This is a genomic window from Methylophaga sp. (assembly GCF_030651745.1).
The window spans coordinates 1-18,992 of record NZ_JAUSCC010000093.1; the positions used below are offsets into that span (position 1 = coordinate 1).

The window sequence follows — 18,992 nt, forward strand, 5'->3', positions numbered from 1 at the left end:
AAGGCTTCCAGCTTGTCTCCGCAGTGCTCGCACTATAAAATGCCAGCACGTTGTTTGTACTTAACCACCAAAGGAAACAGATGTTATGAGTGATATCGAAGCTCGAGTAAAAGAAATTGTTGTTGAACAATTAGGTGTAAACGCCGATGAAGTAACTGCCGATGCTTCATTTATTGATGATCTGGGTGCTGACTCGCTGGACACTGTTGAGCTGGTTATGGCACTGGAAGAAGCATTTGAATGTGAAATTCCTGATGAAGAAGCTGAAAAGATCACCACAGTAAAAGAAGCCGTCGCTTATATTAATTCTGTTCAGTCTTAATATTACAGATTGCTTAAGATGTAGCCGTCTAGTATGCACGACATACTAGGCGGCTACGTCGTATCTATAGAAAGATTTGCATGAGGAAACCTGATGTCTAAAAGACGCGTTGTCGTTACCGGGCTTGGCGCGGTAACACCGGTCGGTTTATCGGTGGCAGAAAGCTGGGAAAATATTCTGGCTGCCAAAAGTGGTGTGGCACCGATCACAACATTTGATGTGACTGATTTTCCGGTTCGTTTTGGTGCTAGCGTCAAAGGTTTTGATGTTGAGACAGTTATTTCTCGCAAAGACGCCAAAAAAATGGATACCTTCATTCACTACGGTATTGCGGCCGCAGTGGAAGCCATTAAAGATGCCGGACTGGAAGTCACTGATGCTAATGCCGAACGTATTGGTGTAGCTATTGGCTCTGGTATCGGCGGCTTACCTGGTATCGAAGCTGGCTATGACAGCTTTTTGAATGGTGGGCCGCGTAAGATTTCACCATTCTTTGTGCCAAGTAACATTATCAACATGATCTCCGGCAACTTATCGATTATGTTCGGCATGAAAGGGCCAAATACGGCCATCGTCACCGCATGCTCTACTGGAACCCATTGTATCTCTGCTGCCGGTCGTATGATCCAGTACGGTGATGCAGATGTGATGATCGCCGGTGGTGCTGAAATGGCTACTTCGAAAACCGGTTTAGGTGGCTTTGCAGCAGCACGCGCATTATCCACACGTAATGATGATCCTCTTGCCGCAAGCCGTCCTTGGGATAAAGATCGTGATGGATTTGTGTTAGGTGATGGTGCCGGTGTCATCGTATTAGAAGAATATGAGCACGCCAAGAAGCGTGGTGCCACGATTTACGCTGAATTGGTTGGTTCGGGCATGAGCAGTGATGCTTATCATATGACCATGCCATCACAGGGCGGAGAAGGCGCTGCACGTTGCATGGTCAATGCAATGAATGATGCAGGTATCAACCCCGAAGATATTGATTATATCAATGCGCACGGCACATCAACGCCAGCAGGGGATGTGGCCGAAACCCAGGCGATTAAAACCGCTTTAGGACATTCAGCACAAAAAGTTGCCGTCAGCTCAACCAAGTCGATGATCGGTCACTTGTTAGGTGCAGCCGGTGGGGTAGAAGCGGTATTCAGTATTCTGGCCATTCGTGATCAGGTTGCTCCGCCGACAATTAATCTGGATAACCCGGATGAAGGCTGTGATCTGGACTATGTCCCGCATATCGCCCGGGAGATGCCAATCGAATTTGCCATGTCTAATTCTTTTGGTTTTGGCGGCACCAACGGTACTGTTATCTTCAAAAAACTCAGTTAGTTGATGCGACATGATTCTGATTAACGGCCAACCCGAAAACAGAATCGATGTAGCGGATCGTGGCTTGCAATACGGCGATGGTTTATTTGAAACCATCGCCTATCGCCATGGCAGACTGGAATTTTTATCGGATCATCTTTCCCGTTTAATGGAAGGTTGTGATCGCCTCAATATCGCTTTTTCAGCAACACAACAACAATCCCTGTTATCCGAAATTGATAGTGTTTGTCAGCAGTTAAATAGTGATGCTGTCATTAAAGTTATGCTTACTCGCGGTGCGGGTGGGCGTGGTTATCGTTATCAAGCCGATATGCTACCTACCCGTATTATCAGTAGTCATGCCATGCCGGTTTATCCTGTGGCTAATATTTCCGGCATTACCGTGCGTATCTGCCAGCAACGTTTGGCCATTAATCCTTCATTAGCCGGCATCAAACATCTTAATCGGTTGGAACAGATCCTGGCACGCAATGAATGGCAGGATGAGACCATCGCCGAAGGTTTAATGTTGGATTATCAAGAGCGGTTAATCGAAGGAACGATGTCGAATCTGTTTCTGGTGCAAAACAATAAATTGTTCACCGCTGAGCTTTCAAGCTCGGGAATCGCTGGTATCATGCGTAAACAGCTTATTAGAATTGCTGATAGTCTGGATATTCCGCTGTCTATCACATCACTGACTGTTGATGATCTGAAATCTGCTGAAGAAGTCTTTGTCTGCAATAGTTTAATTGGTATCTGGCCAGTAATTCGTATCACTGATCTTGATGTGGATTTAAGTTATGGTCCACTGACGCTAAAACTGCAGAATGCGTTAAATTCAATAAATACAGACGAATGAAAATATCTTTAACTATCAAACTGCTTTTTTTATTGTTGCTCACGGCAATTATCGCTTTAGTGGCATGGAGTGAATATCAGCGATTCCTGCATCAGCCGGTGAACCTGATAGAAGATGAGACCATTTTTACTATTTATCCCGGTGATAACATCAGTAAAGTCAGTCAACGTTTATACGATAGTGGTTTGAGCCCGGTACCCAGTGTTTATCTGGATATCTATGCTCGACTGCAAGGCAATGCGCAGCAGATCAAAGCAGGTGAATATCGGGTTCAAGCTAATGCTACGTTACCGGATTTATTAAATCTTTTTATCAGTGGTAGAGTCGTTCAATATTCGTTGACTATTGTCGAGGGGATGACGGCCAACCAATTATTTGAAAAAATGCTGGCCCACCCCAAACTTAAAATCACCTTGAATGAACTGAACAACGAAACCGTTCGGGAAGCATTATCTATTGAAAATGATCTGGTAGAAGGCTGGTTTTTACCGGAAACCTACCATTTCCCGGCCAATACCACGGATGTGCAGTTTTTAAGACGTGCTTACCAGAAAATGCAGAGTCAATTGGAGAGCGCCTGGCAGCAAATGACTGAAAACTTACCCTATGATTCAGCTTATGAAGTCTTGATCATGGCTTCCATCATCGAAAAAGAAAGTGCCATCCCCCAGGAACGTCCTGAAATTGCCGGTGTATTTGTCAGGCGTTTGGGCATAGGAATGCGTCTTCAGACTGATCCGACGGTTATCTATGGAATGGGTGATAGCTATGATGGCAATATCCGTAAAAAAGATCTGCAAACCGATACGCCATACAATACATACACTCGCTTCGGACTGCCGCCGACGCCCATCTGTTTACCCAGCAAGGAATCTATTGAAGCTGCAATGAACCCGGCAGAGGGTACCAGCCTGTATTTTGTCGCTGGCGCTGAAAATGGCGGTCATGTGTTCTCGGATAACCTTGAGGATCATAATCGCGCGGTCAGACAATATTGGAACAATATGCGGTTAACAAGATGAGCGGAAAATTTATCAGCATAGAAGGCATAGAAGGTGCCGGTAAATCAACGCAACTGCAGTTTATCGCCGATTATTTACGCTCTCACGGTATACAGGTGGTCGTTACCCGTGAACCGGGCGGAACCGATTTAGGTGAAGAAATTCGGCAAGTACTTCTTAAACCAACAGAGCAGGCCATGGCAGAAGATACCGAATTACTGCTGATGTTTGCCGCGCGTGCTGAGCACATTAAACAGGTTATTGAGCCAGCATTAAAACGCGGCGACTGGGTATTGTCTGATCGTTTTGTCGATGCAACTTTTGCCTATCAGGGTGGTGGTCGGGGTATCGATCAACAACGGATTGAGGAACTTGCCAACTGGACCTTGCAAGGCTGTCATACCGATGTGACTTTTTTATTTGATTTACCAGTTGCAGTTGGACAGACGAGGGTAGAGCAACGTCAGCAGCAAAAAGATCGGTTTGAGCAGGAAAAACAGGCTTTTTTTGAACGAGTCAGAGACTGTTATCTGGCTCGTGCCAAGGCCGAACCGCAACGTATCAAATTAATTGATGCCAGCCAGAGTATTGAAGCCATTCAACAACAGCTCAGCCAACAGCTTGAGCCGCTAGTGGATAAAGCAGGTTTATGACGGAGCTTTTTCCATGGCAGCAAACACTCTGGCAGCATGTTGTCGCCAGAGTCGAACAACAGCGTATACCACATGCCATTTTATTAACTGGCGTGTCGGGGCTTGGAAAAACCTTGTTTGCTGCCAAAATGGCGGAAAGTCTTCTCTGTTTAGCCGCCGACAACCAGTTTCATGCCTGTGGTGTTTGTCATAGTTGTCAGATCATGCAGGCGGGGAATCATCCGGATCATTTGACGATACGGGCAGAAGAGGCCGGTAAGTCAATCAAAATCGAACAAATCCGTGCGCTGAAAGAGAAACAATCACTTACGCCAAGCATTGCCAAATGGAAAACAGTCATTATTGAAGCGGCTGATGCGATGACCAATAGCGCCGCCAACAGTTTATTAAAACTGCTTGAAGAGCCCCAGAATAATACGATTTTGATTTTAACTACGGACGCCGTTCATCGTTTGCCGGTGACTATTCGCAGTCGCTGCCAACAAATGCATCTGCCAGCGCCGGACTACTCAATCACATTGCCATGGCTCGACTCGCAGGGAATATCGTCAGATGCAGAACAATTGCAAAAGCTTGCCTCATTAACGCTGGATGCGCCTTTTGCTATTGTGCATGCCCTTGAAACCAATGAGTGGCAAAGTTATCAGCAGCTTCAACAGGATTTTGATCTGCTACTACAACAGCGTGCGAATCCTGTGCAAATGGCTAACCAGTGGCAGCAATACGATCTGGTAAAAGTCATGCATCAACTGCTATCGACCATTAAAACTCGACTTAAGCAGCATTATTCGGGGTATGCTGAACTCAGCAAAACCCAACAATACTGGCAGATTGCTGATTGCATAGTGAATACAATAAAGCTAGTATCGTCTTCAAATAACTATAACAAGACATTGTTAATAGAAGATTTTATGGTTTCTGTTATACGTATTTCCAATACAAATTCCGTTTTGTTACCTAAAAATAACTAAAGAGTATTTATATGGGCATGAATCCACGTAAAGGTATCCTCTCACTGAAAATCAGTGATCAGAACATGCTGTACCACTCTTTTATGCCATTTCTGAAAAATGGCGGTTTATTTATTCCCACTAATAAAACCTACGAAATGGGTGAAGAAGTATTTATTTTGCTCACCTTGCTTGATGAACCCGAAAAAATTCCAGTGGCCGGAACCATTGCCTGGATAACTCCAAGAGGTGCTCAAGGTAATCAAGCAGCTGGAATTGGCGTGCATTTCAGTGAAGGTGATGGTGGAGCCAATGTAGTTCGCGGCAAAATTGAAAACCATCTGGTTGATAAATTGAAATCGGACAAAGCTACCTACACAATGTAAGACACTGACGGCTAAAGCTGTCATTAAACGGGTTATTTATGTATATCGATTCACATTGTCATCTGAACTTGCTCGCAGACCAACCTGGTGGCATTGCTGCAATGGTCGCTGAAGCTACCGAAAATCACATCGAACATATTCTATGTATTGCCATCGATAAAGAAAGCATCGAGTCAGTGCGCCAGCTTGCAGAGCAATACCCTCAACTTACTGCCAGCGTAGGTATACACCCCAATGTTGAAGAGTCAGGTACATTAAGCACTGAGCAACTGGTTGAACTGGCAGCTCATCCCAAAGTAATTGCTATAGGCGAAACTGGTCTCGATTATTTTCGCAGTGAAGGTGATTTGACCTGGCAACGGGATCGTTTTCGTTATCATATTGATGCGGCCAAACAGACCAAAAAACCGTTGATTATTCATACCCGTGAAGCGCGTGAAGATACCATGACCATGCTGGAGCAGGAAAACGCCCGGGAGGCAGGCGGTATCATTCATTGTTTTACCGAAAACTGGGAAACGGCTAAACGCGCATTGGATATTGGCTTTTATATATCGTTATCCGGAATCGTGACCTTCAAAAGTGCTCGTGAATTACAGGATGTGGCTAAACAACTACCATTGGATCGGATTCTGATTGAAACTGATGCTCCATATCTGGCACCAATGCCTCATCGAGGAAAAACTAATAAACCCGCCTATGTAAAACATGTGGCCGCCTTTCTGGCTGAGCTGCGGGGTGAATCAGAAGAGCTGATTGCTGCCACCACAACGGAAAATTTCTATCGATTGTTCCCTACTGTAAATAAAGCTGCTTAAAACATGGATGTCACCAACGCTTATAAGAATTTACTGCTGATTTGTATTGTTGTTTTCGGCCTTACTGGCTGTGACCAACCTCCGACCAGCCTTAAACCCTTAAGTCATGATGCCGTCATTCTGGCCTTTGGTGACAGCCTGACCTTTGGTACTGGTGCCAAACCAGAGCAAAGTTATCCATCAGTATTATCAGAATTAACCGGGAGGAAGGTGATAAATTCCGGAGTACCTGGTGAACTTAGTGGTGCTGGGCTAGCACGTTTATCCCAACAGCTTCAGGAAACCAAACCGGACCTGGTTATCCTGTGTCATGGTGGCAATGACTTATTACGTAAGCAAAGTCGCCAGCAATTGCAGGCCAATCTGCAGTCCATGGTAGACGAAATTACTGCCAGTGGCGCACAAGTGTTATTAATCGCCGTGCCGGCATTCGGCATCAATTTGGCACCAGCACCTTTATATCTAGAAGTAGCTCAAACCAATAATGTTCCCATTCAGCCCACTATTCTCAGTGAGCTGCTTATCGACAACGCCTTAAAAGCCGATCAAGTACACCCAAATGCACTTGGCTATCAGCAATTTGCACAATCTATCCATCGTTTAATGATTGAATCAGGCGCAATTGCACATTAAAAAAGTAAGGTTTTTTTGATGTGAATTGCTAAAGTTTCATCATGTGAAGACGATATACAAAGCATTAGGAATTATTCCCGTCAATCTAGGAGTACGTAATGCTAAATTCACTGTCCGTTAAAGCAAAAATGTTGGTTTTAAGCAGCATTATGGTTATCGGGATCCTTGTTCTTGCTGCAATGCTAAGCCTTGGTATGCATTCATTAGTGCAAATTGGTCAATCCAATGCATTGGCCATCGATGCCGAAACGGATTTTGTAAGGTTACGGGTACATCAAAAAGATTTTTTTAACCGGCTCGATCTGAAGTATCAAACGAGTTATAACGAAACTCACGGTATTGTTAAACAACAACTGGCCGAGTTGGAATCTCAGCTTAAAGATCAGAATATTCAACTTGAACAAATACCGCGATTAATCAGCCTGCTCCAGCAATATCACAGTACTTTTAATGAGCTAGTAGTGATGCAACAAGCTATCGGCTTAAGTCATACTGACGGTCTTTATGGCAATTTACGTAAATCAGTCCAAGAAGCCGAGCAAATGCTGGCTAAATTTCAGAACGATACCTTATTGAAAGATATGCTGATGTTACGCCGCAATGAAAAAGACTTTTTATTACGTAAAGATATTAGCTACTTAAATGCCTTTAACGATAACCTCAAGGTTTTCTATCAGAATTTACAACAAAGCTATTTAAGTGATTTCGAACAGCGTCAAGTATCTACACTAATGCAAAGTTACAGTAATGATTTCACAAAGTTGGCAACGACATACGAGCAACTTGGCTTCAATGAAGATCTTGGTCGAACTAGCGAAATGCGGGGTATTGTTTTAGAAATTCGGCAATTATTTGAAGAAACATCTCAACTTATTTCTGATGAAGTAATGGCCTATGAAAGATCTGTTTTTATTAAAGCTATCATCACGATTATTGCGGTTTTAGCTATCTTAATTTTCTTATCTCAGTTGATCAGTCGCAGTGTTGTCAACCCGATCAATATGCTGGCTGAAGTAATGAAAAAAGCGCAGCAAAATAAAGATTTGACGCAACGGGTGAATATCGAAGGTAAGGATGAGATCGTGCAAATGGCCCATGTGTTTAATGAGATGATGGGCGCATTCAGTCAACTGATTCAGCAAGTGTTTGATTCATCCCGTCAACTTAATGTTGCTGCGGAAGAATTAACCGTTATTACCGGTCAAACCAGTCGTGGTGTGATGAGTCAACAAAGCGACAGCGAGCAGGTGGCGACTGCAATGAATGAAATGACGGCCACAGTACAGGAAGTTGCGCGCTATGCTGCTCAAGCCGCTGAAGCATCACGTACCGCAGATGATGAAACCAAAGCTGGTAAACAAGTGGTGATGGACGCGATTGAAGGTATCAATCAATTGGCCAGACAGGTTGAAATTGGAGCGATATCAATTAAAGATCTGCAAAAAGAAAGTGAAAATATTGGTAGCGTATTGAGTGTAATTCAAGGTATTGCTGAACAAACTAACTTATTGGCTTTGAATGCTGCTATTGAAGCTGCCCGGGCAGGTGAGTCGGGTAGAGGGTTTGCTGTAGTAGCAGATGAAGTAAGAACCCTGGCTAAACGCAGTCATGATTCCACTGAAGAAATCAAAAAAATCATTGATCGGCTGCAAACCGAAGCCGAAAAAGCAGTTCGGGTGATGGATGAAGAACTTGTACAAGCCAATCATAGTGTTGAAAAAGCCGAAAAAGCTGGCCAATCGCTGGATATCATCGCAGAGTCAGTTACTTCAATACGCGATATGAATACACATATCGCCAGCGCAGCAGAAGAGCAGTCCGCAGTTGCAGAAGAAATTAACCGTAACATTGTCAGTATCGCGCAAGTAGCTGAGGAAAATGCAGAAAGCACCAATCAAACTACTTTGACTAGTCAGGAATTAGCCAGATTAGCCAATGGATTAGAGACCCAGATCAGTCAATTTAAAGTTTAATAGCAATAAATAATTTCTGGCGGCTCAGGCCAACTCTGTTATATCGTTGTTAAGGTCTGTTTATCTTTCAAAGTACCCATAAGGGTATCTAGGAAAGATAAACAGACACAAGAAATATGGTCTGAACCATAAGAAAGCGAGATAAAAATTGAGCGACAATGCTGAGGCCCGTGATTATCTGTTAACTGTGCTGATCAATCATCAGGCACAGGCAGTCTTTATCTTTCAGGATAATCTGTTATTAACTGCTAATTCAGAAACATTGCGCCTCATCAAAGCTCAAAATGAAGGCGATATTCTGGGATTATCATTCAGTGATTTTTTTGATGAACAGCTGGATGACTTCCATTTAACTCCCCATTTACCAATTCAATTTCCATTAACACTGATTGGCTTGAGTCAAGCTCAGCGCTACCCCGCGACTCTGGCCTTAGATAACGGTAATAAATTACTGGTGATTTTAGCCAGTCAAATTCAGCCCGGACCAGCTCAACACTGGTTATTCACTGATCTGGATTCATCCTCGACGCTTATTGGGCACTGGATATATAACAGCGCCACCTCTCTTTTATGGTGGGAATCTCAAACTTATGAGATTTTTGCCAAGTCAGCCGAACAGTTTTCACCATCAATATCGACAATATTGCATTTGGTGCATCCTGACGATAAACAACAGGTTGAAAATGCGTTTAATCAGGCCATTACTGAACAAACCAAGATTGATATTTGCCACCGAATAATAACTACAGATGGGGAAATAAGATTTATCCGACAACGCGCTACCTGGGGTTCAGAGAATATTGAACTGTTGGGCACTGTTTTGGATTTAACAGATATAAAGCAACATATCAGTCATAGCGATCATAAATTACGAGTGATGGATGAAACCCAGCGAATCGGTCATATGGGCAGTTGGGAATTTGATTTATTAAAAAACGAAGTGACCTGGTCTGAACAGACAGCTGAATTGTTTGGTATAAAACTGGAAGAGTTTGATGGAACCATAGAAAGTTTCCAGCAATTTATCCTGCCAGATGATAAGGTGAATCTGGATGTAGCTCGGGCTAAACCAAATAACAGTGGCATTATCGAGGCTGAATATCGAATTACCCGTAATAATGATGGTGCTATTCGCTGGTTATTTGAATGTGGCAAATCAATTTTAAATGCAAGTGGACAGGAAATACGCCGTTTAGGCATGGTCATCGACATCACCGAGCGTAAACGACTGGAGATGATACAGCGACTGGAATCCAGCATGGTAGAAGCTGTTGCTGAATCTCTGGAATTACCCCAGATAATGGAAAAAATTGTGCTCGGTATTGAGGAGATCATACCGAATACCATCGCCTCGATTTTACTATTGGATGAAGAGGGCAAACAGCTACTCCATGGCTCAGCACCAAATTTACCCAATCATTATAACGATGCTATTCATGGAGAATTTATAGGCCCACAAACAGGTTCCTGCGGAACAGCGGCCTATCTCAAAAAGCCAGTAATTGTTGCAGATATCGAACATGATCCGTTATGGGCAAACTATTTTGGGCTGGCTTTGGCATGTAATTTACGAGCGTGTTGGTCTCACCCAATATTTGATGAAAAACAAAACGTTATCGCGACATTTGCGGTTTATCACAACACGATAAAAACACCAGAACCAGAACAGCTTGATACCATCGAGCGCATCTCGAAAATTATCTCTATCGCCATTTGCAAGCAGCGCGATGAGCAACGTATCCGAACCAGTGAAAGCCGTTTTCGTGAAGCGTTTCAGGACGCTGCGACAGGTGTGGCAATCACTACGACAGATGGTCGAATTCTCGAATGCAATCAGGCCTATAGTGAGATGCTGGGGTATTCCGTTGAAGAGTTGTCCCAACTTAGCTTTCAACAGCTGACCCATCCCGATGATATAAAGCAGAATGAGCAGCAAATCAGCGATATATTACTTGGCATCCACGATAGTCGTGTTATGGAGAAGCGCTATATCAGCAAATCCGGTGACACGATCTGGGCTCGGCTAAGTGTGACTTCGCAACGTGATCAGAACGATCGACCGATACACCTTCTTGCTATATGCGAAAACATTACCGAAATTAAGCTGGCAGAAGCCAAGCGCTCAGAAGCCGAAAGGTCGTTGACACAATTACTGCGTAATTTACCTGGATTGGCGTATCGATGTTTATTTGATGAGCATTGGACCATGCTGTATGTCAGTGAATCATTCAAACGATTGACAGGCTACGAGCCAGAGGAAGTTCTCAACAATAAATCTATCGACTTTGCCAGCCTGATCCACCCTGATGATCGACAATTAACTACAGAGATCACGGTAAAAGCGTTGCAGGAGAAACAATCCTTTCAAGTGGAATATCGGATTATCCATAAAGATGGCAGGATTCGCTGGTTTTGGGAGCAAGGCAGTGGTGTCTCCAACGATGATGGCAATATTGAATTGATAGAAGGTTACATTACTGACATCACCTTGCAGAAAGAAGCTGATGCCAACATACGTGAGAGTGAACAGCGCTTTCAAATTTTGTCAAAAGCGACCAATGACGCCATCTGGGATTGGAACCTTATCACCAATGAACTCTGGTGGAGCGATAATTTTGAAACCTTATTCGGGTTTTATGCCGAACAGTCAAAGCCCTCATTTGAGGGCTGGGAAAAACGTATTCATCCTGATGATCGCAATAGGGTGGTGAATAACCTCATACGGGCAGTAGCAGAAAACCAACAAAGCTGGTCAGACAGCTATAAGTTTCGACGCCAGGATGGAAGCTATGCTGATGTAATTGATCGTGGTTATGTGATCTACAATCATGCCCACCAAGCTATTCGGATGGTCGGCGGTATCACTGACATCAGTGAGCGGCTTGAGATGGAAGAAAAGTTACGCCAATCCCAACGCCTGGAAGCGGTAGGTCAATTAACCGGTGGCGTTGCCCACGACTTTAATAATTTACTGACAGTTATTGTCGGTAATGCTGAAATTATCACCGAGTCACTTGCTGCGGATTCCAATCTTCGTGGTTTATCACAAATGATTCAGGAAGCAGCCGATCGTGGAGCCGAACTGATCGGCAGTTTATTGGCGTTTGCCAGACGTCAGCCTCTGGATCCGAAACACATTGATACCAATCAATTATTAAAAAATTTCCAATCATTATTGAGTCGTTCGTTAGGCGAATCTATTCAGTTGGAGCTTGCCTTACAAGCCGATATCTGGCTGGCTCAGGTTGATCCTGGACAGTTGGAAAATGCCTTATTGAATCTTGCGCTGAATGCCAGAGATGCGATGCCTTCTGGGGGGCGACTTTTAATCGAAACACTTAATGTCTCGCTCTCGGAAGACTACGCTTTACAACATGATGTGACTGCCGGAGATTATGTCATCATTGGTGTTTCCGACACCGGTATCGGTATTGCCCCTGAAAATCTGGAGAAGGTATTCGAACCATTTTATACCACCAAAAGTAAAGATAAAGGCACCGGTCTGGGTTTAGCGATGGTTTATGGCTTCGCCCGCCAAAGTTTAGGGCATATAAATGTCTATTCTGAACTCGGTCAGGGAACCACCATAAGACTCTATTTACCTCGGTCTCCGGTGGAAATTGCTACAGCAGAGAACCCTGCGGTTCTTCCTATTCAGCCCAAAACGGGCAAAGAGCATATTTTAGTGGTTGAAGACGATGATCTGGTCAGAAGCTATGTTATTTCACAGTTAGAATTTATTGGCTATCAGGTAACAAGCGCATCAAATGGACAGGAAGCGATGGAAATCATCCAGAGTGAGGTACAGATCGATCTGTTGTTTACCGATGTGGTGATGCCTGGTGGAATGAGTGGCCGGGATTTGTCTGACAAGGCACAACGTCTCCGCCCACAATTAAGAGTGTTATTCACCTCGGGTTATACTGAAAATTCAATTGTCCATCATGGTCGATTGGATCCCGGTGTTATGTTACTGAGTAAACCTTATAGCCGTGATGAGTTGTCGAGCAAAATACACCAGGCATTGGATTGAATATGCTTAAACAACTATTAATTCACGGTTTTATTAAACATGGATGATAAAGGAAACTCTGTGCAGATGACCGAACTTAAAGTGTTGATTCTGGACGACAATAATCTCACGGCAAGAGCAATAGCAAATGTCGCTGAGTTTATTGGTTTATCCGCCAAAGTAACATCAGATTTTCAGAGCTTTCTCAATATTCTGCAGGAGTGGAAACCCCAATATCTGATTGTAGATTTGATCATGCCGGATATGGATGGCGTGGAAGTTTTAGGCGAGTTAGGCAAAATGCGAGTTGAGGCACAATTGATTATCACCAGTGGTGCTGGTCAACAATTACTGCATGCTGCCGCACGTTCAGCCGGTGCCCATGGTTTGAATGTGTTGGGAATTTTACCAAAGCCTTTTAACCCTAAAGCCTTTCGGGATTTGATTAATGCAGAGTCAAGTAACACTGCTGACAATACCTTCGGTAGACAATTACGCGCCGAAAGTCAGGTCAATACGCTTACTGTTACTGAACTTGAGCAGGCGATTAATGCCCGTGAAATTTATCTGGTCTATCAACCAAAAGTCTCTTGTATCAGCGGTGCTTTAACAGGTTTTGAAGCCTTGGCGAGATGGCATCACCCGGAAAAAGGCTTTATTTCTCCGGAAAGGTTTATCCCGTTAGCCGAACAACATAATTTAATTGATCGTTTAACATTGCAGGTTTTTGAACAGGCATTACCGTTTCTCAATCAACTGCAGGATGCTGACTCGACTCAAGGAATACAAAATCGTGGCTTATTGCTTTCGGTAAATATTTCTGCAGCATCACTCAAAAATCTAATGTTATTCAAGCAGATAGAATCTCTTTGTGAGAGCAATAATGTCAAACCAGATCAGCTTATTCTGGAGCTGACCGAAACCGCGGCAATGGATGATCCTGTTATGTCTTTGGATATCTTAACCCGACTGAGATTACGCGGTTTTCGATTATCGATTGATGATTTTGGAACGGGCTTTTCTTCGATGCTGGCATTGGTACGCATGCCTTTTTCAGAAGTCAAAGTGGATAAGACCTTTGTTATGACATCGGCAGATTCACGCGAATCAAGGCTGGTGATCAAAGCCATTATCGAGCTGGCTCATAGTTTGAATATGCAAGTGGCAGCAGAAGGTATCGAAGATAACGAGGCACTTGAATTGCTAAGGAAAATGGGCTGTGACCAGGCTCAAGGTTATTTTATCGGTCGTCCTATGTTGCCAGATGCTTTTATTGAGTGGTCAAAACAAAGCTCAGAACATATTGATTTACATAGAATTAAACATTTGCATGGCTTAGGTTTATTGGACAGTGAACCAGAGCAGCGTTATGACAGACTGACTAAACTCTGTACGCGGTTATTTAACGTGGATATCAGCCTGATTTCGTTGATTGATGAAAACCGGCAATGGATAAAATCTTCACAGGGATTCAGTCAACGTCAGACTGAACGCTCCATTGCCTTTTGCAATCAGACCATTGCCCAAGATGATATTTTTATCGTTCCCGACACCTTGCTTGACGATCAATACGTCAACAATATTATGGTTACTTCAGCCCCTTATGTACGTTTTTATGCTGGCTGTCCTATTCGTGCCAAGTCCGGCGAAAAGTTAGGAGCGCTTTGCTTGAAACATCCTGAACCCAGAGAATTTTCAATTAAAGACAAAGTGCTATTAAAACAACTGACGGAGATGGTTGAAGAAGAAATCGATTACAATCCATTCCTGGATGAAGATAAATTAACCGGACTTCTCAACCGTGAGGCGTTTGAGCGAAGAGCACAGAAATTACTGACTATTTTTGGACCGTATCAAATTCCCATCACCATGTTTTATTTTGATTTAAATAACTACAAACGTCTTATCCACGCCCACGGAATCTCAGCGGGTGACGAAGCCCTGATTCATTTTTCCCGCTTATTGATGGAAACTTTTACCGATACGGAATTAGTTGCCCGGCTGGTAGATGATGAGTTTGTCGTTTTATGCATTTGCGAGCCAACGGGGACACCGCTGGAAACTTTATCCGAGGCAGTTAACAACTATAACTCAACGGTTAGCCCACACCTGAACATTGAATATACTGTAGGTACTGCATCAAGCCAGGCAATGATAAATGTCGATTTACAATCTTTATATATGTATGCCGACACCGATTTATACGAGCATAAAAGTCACTAGAAAGGTTGATTTTTTATCACTTCGTACCAATATTCAAAGCTAGATAGCTTTTTTTAAACTTCACCGATTACATTCACAATAATTTACAAAAAATCTTCTACACTACGATTTAGCATAACTTATCTATATCCAAAATAGTTATATTAAAATCAGAACATATAGTTTCTATTTATATGTTGTTTTTGTTATTTTGTGCTGTGCTTACAGCTTATTCTTTTAAGAGATAACCCATTACCATGAATATCAGGCTGCCAAATGCCCCGCTGACAGATGAACAGTTACAGCTGTTGAATAATTTACTGCAAGGCCTGGAAGGCTGGCAGGTAGATTGGTTGTCTGGCTATTTAGCAGGTTATCGTGCTGCCCAGCATGGTGGCGAAATCGCGGGGGCTTTATCACCCCAGCCAGAACAATCAGTAAAACTGACCATTCTGTATGGTTCGCAAACTGGCAATACCGAAGGTGTTGCCAGCCGATTTGCTGAAAAAGCCAAAGCCAAGGGTATTGAAGCCAAGCTGTTGGATATGGCGGAGTACAAACCCCGAGAATTAAAAAATGAACAGTATTTGGCAGTATTAACCTCCACCCATGGCGAAGGCGAACCACCTGATAATGCCATGGATTTATATGAGTTTCTCAATAGTCGTAAAGCCCCGGGGCTAAAAGGATTGCAATACAGCGTGTTATCGCTTGGTGATTCCAGTTACGAATTCTTTTGCCAGACAGGTAAGGATTTTGATGAACGTCTGCTGAAACTCGGTGCAACCGCTGTTATTCCTCGAGTTGATTGTGATGTGGACTATGACGATCTGGCGGAAAAATGGATTAATGACTTCATTGAATCATTGAGTAGCTCAATGCAGGCAATTGCTGCATCACCGTCAGCCTCAGCTGCAATGACTCATAATGAACCGGTTGTAAAATACGATCGCAAACAGCCTTTTCCCGCTTTGATATTGGAAAATCAGATCCTTAGTGGCCGCGGTTCCAGCAAGGAAGTCCGGCATATCGAAATCTCGCTGGAAGGATCTGGATTGCAATACCAGCCGGGCGATGCGTTAGGAGTCTATCCACAGAATGATCCTGAACTGGTGGCCATGCTTATCGATGCCTTGGGTTTTGCTGCCGATACATTGGTCGAGGTTGATGATCAATCAGAAACGCTGGTCAATGCCTTGATGCAGCATCGCGAAATAACAGTATTGACTCGTCCATTAGTTGAAAAATGGGCAGAACTGGCCCATTCAGATGAATTAAGCCGATTGATGGAAAACAAAGCTGCCGTAACAGAATGGATTCGTGGGCGTGATGTATTGGATCTGGTGCAAAGCTACCCGTTGCCGGAAATCGATGCCAATGGTTTTATCAAGCTATTGCGTAAACTGCCGCCGAGATTGTACTCAATTGCGTCCAGTCAGGCCGCGGTGGATGAAGAAGTACATATTGCCGTGGCAACCGTTCGTTATTCGGCTCATAACCGAGAACGTGGAGGTGTAGCGTCAACCTGGCTGGCCGATCGCTTATCCGAAGATACCACCATTCCGGTTTATATCGATGGCAATAAAAATTTCAAATTACCGGCCGATGATGATGCACCGATTATTATGATTGGTCCCGGTACCGGTGTGGCACCATTTAGAAGTTTTATGCAGGAACGTGAGGAGCGGGGCGCTCGTGGAGCCAACTGGCTGTTCTTTGGCGATCAACATTTTCTCACTGATTTTCTGTATCAGACCGAATGGCTGGCCTGGCGTAAATCCGGTTTGTTAACCCATCTGGATGTGGCTTTTTCTCGTGATCAACAAGAGAAAATCTATGTGCAGCATCGCTTGCGTGAAAAATCCATCGAGATCTGGAACTGGTTGCAGGATGGCGCACATGTATATGTCTGCGGTGATGCTGACAATATGGCCCCGGACGTTAACGAAGCTTTGATTGATATTATCAGTCAGCAGGGCAGCAAAAGCCGCGAAGATGCCACTGAATATCTGCGCCAACTGACGCGTGATAAACGTTACCAACGTGATGTGTACTAATGAATACTAAATTACCTGAAGCTGAACAACTCAAACTCGACAGCCGTTATCTGCGTGGCACGATTGCCGAAGGGCTGGATGATGCTGTTACCGGTGCGATCTCGGAAGATGACAACAAGCTCACCAAGTTCCATGGCAGTTATATGCAGGATCATCGGGATCTGCGTGATGAACGTCGTCGCCAAAAGCTGGAACCGTTATATTCCTTTATGGTTCGGCTGCGTATTGCCGGCGGTGTTGTCACACCCCAACAATGGCTGGGGCTGGATGCGATAGCCGATGATTGTTCAAATGGCACACTACGCATCACCACCCGCCAGACATTCCAATACCACGAAGTTCTGAAAAGAAATTTGCGTAGCTTAATGCAGCAGGTTAATGCGCTGGGACTGGATACCAAAGGGGCCTGTGGTGATGTGAATCGTAATGTGGTGACCAACGTCAATCCGCATCAATCCTCAGTGCATGCCGAAGTCCATCAGATATCCAAAGCCATCAGCGACCATCTGTGCTGGCAGTCAGGCGCCTATGCTGAAATCTGGCTGGGTGAACAATGTGTTTATCAACCGGGAAAATCTGAAGAGCCGTTCTATGGTGATCGCTATTTACCGCGTAAATTTAAAATTGGTATAGCCATTCCACCGGAAAATGATAGCGATGTCCTGGCCAACGATATTGCGTTAATTGCCATTATTGAAAACAACGAGTTGGTCGGATTTAACGTCGCAGTAGGTGGCGGTATGGGCATGACCTATGGCGAAACAGCTACTTTTCCGCGCTTAGCCACCATGGCCGGTTTTGTGCCAAAAGATCAGATTGTTAAAGTCTGTGAAACCATTGCCGCCATTCAACGTGATTTCGGTGATCGCAGCGTCAGAGCACATGCACGTTTTAAATACACCATCGATGATCATGGTATTGACTGGTTCAACGAAAAATTCACCGAATACCATGGTGAGGCCATGACTCCAGCCAGACCCTTTGAATTATTACGTAATGGCGATCGGTTTGGCTGGATCCAGGGTGAAGATGGTCAATGGCATTTGACCTTATACATATACAGCGGGCGTGTTGCTGATACGGAAACGCTGCAATTGCGTACGGCTTTAAGAGAAATTGCCAAGGTGCATACTGGCGAGTTTCGTATGACCTGTAATCAGAATCTGATCATTGCCAATATCAGCCCTGAACAGAAACCAGTTATTGAACAGCTGGTCGAAAAATATCAACTCGATATCGGTGAAAGCCGTCCGGCATTACGATTAAATGCGATGGCCTGTGTTGCCTTGCCTACCTGTGGGCTGGCGATGGCTGAATCAGAGCGTTATTTACCGACATTTCTCAATAAACTAGAGCAAATAATGAGTGATGTGGGACTGCCGGAAGAGTTGATTAATATTCGAATTACAGGATGTCCGAACGGCTGTGCCAGACCTTACCTGGGTGAAATAGCCTTAACCGGCAAAGCGGTAGGGCGCTATAACCTGAACCTGGGGGCCGACTTCAGTGGTCAGCGATTAAATCGTTTGTATCTGGAAAATGTTGATGAAAAAACCATTCTGCAAACACTGAAACCAATGCTGGAGCAGTTTGCCGCTGAACGTCAGCAAGAAGAACATTTTGGAGACTTTTTGATACGGGCCGGTATTCTCGGCGCTGAACGGTCACCGGAAATGATGCATAAGGCTTTAAAAGATTGAGATTAACCGCCGCGTCACAGAGAAATTAAATTAAGTGTTTTTACATGGGTAGGTCGGGTTAGCGAAGCGTAACCCGACACACATCCTGTGACCTGGTGGTTAATTATTC

14 protein-coding genes are annotated in these 18,992 nt (G+C 44.0%); all 14 read left to right on the forward strand.

Translation table 11 applies throughout. The annotated features are described in order from the left end of the window. Positions 1-85 precede the first annotated feature (85 nt). The 14 genes from acpP (at position 86) to Q7V21_RS10755 (ending at position 18,883) form a co-directional block, all read left to right on the forward strand. The gene (gene acpP, locus Q7V21_RS10690; protein WP_014707198.1) at positions 86-322 is read left to right on the forward strand and encodes an acyl carrier protein; all 237 of its coding nucleotides are present in this window, start codon (positions 86-88) and stop codon (positions 320-322) included. 93 nt (positions 323-415) lie between these two features. Continuing rightward, positions 416-1,657, forward strand: a complete 1,242-nt coding sequence (fabF, locus tag Q7V21_RS10695; protein WP_304917280.1) for a beta-ketoacyl-ACP synthase II — start codon at positions 416-418, stop codon at positions 1,655-1,657. Positions 1,658-1,667: 10 nt separating this feature from the next. Beyond that, the gene (gene pabC / locus Q7V21_RS10700) at positions 1,668-2,498 is read left to right on the forward strand and encodes an aminodeoxychorismate lyase (protein ID WP_304917281.1); all 831 of its coding nucleotides are present in this window, start codon (positions 1,668-1,670) and stop codon (positions 2,496-2,498) included. After that, positions 2,495-3,520 (forward strand): endolytic transglycosylase MltG, encoded by a 1,026-nt coding sequence (mltG, locus tag Q7V21_RS10705; RefSeq protein ID WP_304917282.1) that lies wholly within the window; start codon positions 2,495-2,497, stop codon positions 3,518-3,520. The genes pabC and mltG overlap by 4 nt, the downstream gene beginning before the upstream one ends. After that, on the forward strand, positions 3,517-4,152 hold the full coding sequence (gene tmk / locus Q7V21_RS10710) for a dTMP kinase (RefSeq protein ID WP_304917283.1): 636 nt from the start codon (positions 3,517-3,519) through the stop codon (positions 4,150-4,152). The genes mltG and tmk overlap by 4 nt, the downstream gene beginning before the upstream one ends. Further along, positions 4,149-5,123 carry a DNA polymerase III subunit delta' gene (holB, locus tag Q7V21_RS10715; protein WP_304917284.1) on the forward strand — a complete coding sequence of 325 codons (975 nt, stop codon included), beginning with the start codon at positions 4,149-4,151 and terminating at the stop codon, positions 5,121-5,123. The genes tmk and holB overlap by 4 nt, the downstream gene beginning before the upstream one ends. Positions 5,124-5,134: 11 nt before the next feature. Then, positions 5,135-5,488: a PilZ domain-containing protein gene (locus tag Q7V21_RS10720; protein WP_226074520.1), complete on the forward strand. Its 354-nt coding sequence runs from the start codon at positions 5,135-5,137 to the stop codon at positions 5,486-5,488. Between the two features lie 38 nt (positions 5,489-5,526). Continuing rightward, positions 5,527-6,306 carry a TatD family hydrolase gene (locus tag Q7V21_RS10725; RefSeq protein ID WP_304917285.1) on the forward strand — a complete coding sequence of 260 codons (780 nt, stop codon included), beginning with the start codon at positions 5,527-5,529 and terminating at the stop codon, positions 6,304-6,306. 3 nt (positions 6,307-6,309) lie between these two features. After that, a complete protein-coding gene (locus Q7V21_RS10730) occupies positions 6,310-6,939 on the forward strand; it encodes a GDSL-type esterase/lipase family protein (RefSeq protein ID WP_304917286.1) in 630 nt (209 codons plus the stop codon). A gap of 98 nt (positions 6,940-7,037) precedes the next feature. Further along, positions 7,038-8,912 carry a methyl-accepting chemotaxis protein gene (locus Q7V21_RS10735; RefSeq protein WP_304917287.1) on the forward strand — a complete coding sequence of 625 codons (1,875 nt, stop codon included), beginning with the start codon at positions 7,038-7,040 and terminating at the stop codon, positions 8,910-8,912. A 148-nt stretch (positions 8,913-9,060) separates the two neighbouring features. Further along, on the forward strand, positions 9,061-12,945 hold the full coding sequence (locus tag Q7V21_RS10740) for a PAS domain-containing protein (protein WP_304917288.1): 3,885 nt from the start codon (positions 9,061-9,063) through the stop codon (positions 12,943-12,945). A 66-nt stretch (positions 12,946-13,011) separates the two neighbouring features. Next, positions 13,012-15,147: an EAL domain-containing protein gene (locus Q7V21_RS10745; protein ID WP_304917289.1), complete on the forward strand. Its 2,136-nt coding sequence runs from the start codon at positions 13,012-13,014 to the stop codon at positions 15,145-15,147. Between the two features lie 236 nt (positions 15,148-15,383). Beyond that, positions 15,384-17,183 (forward strand): assimilatory sulfite reductase (NADPH) flavoprotein subunit, encoded by a 1,800-nt coding sequence (locus tag Q7V21_RS10750; RefSeq protein ID WP_304917290.1) that lies wholly within the window; start codon positions 15,384-15,386, stop codon positions 17,181-17,183. Beyond that, positions 17,183-18,883, forward strand: a complete 1,701-nt coding sequence (locus Q7V21_RS10755; protein ID WP_304917291.1) for an NADPH-dependent assimilatory sulfite reductase hemoprotein subunit — start codon at positions 17,183-17,185, stop codon at positions 18,881-18,883. The genes Q7V21_RS10750 and Q7V21_RS10755 overlap by 1 nt, the downstream gene beginning before the upstream one ends. Positions 18,884-18,992 lie beyond the last annotated feature (109 nt).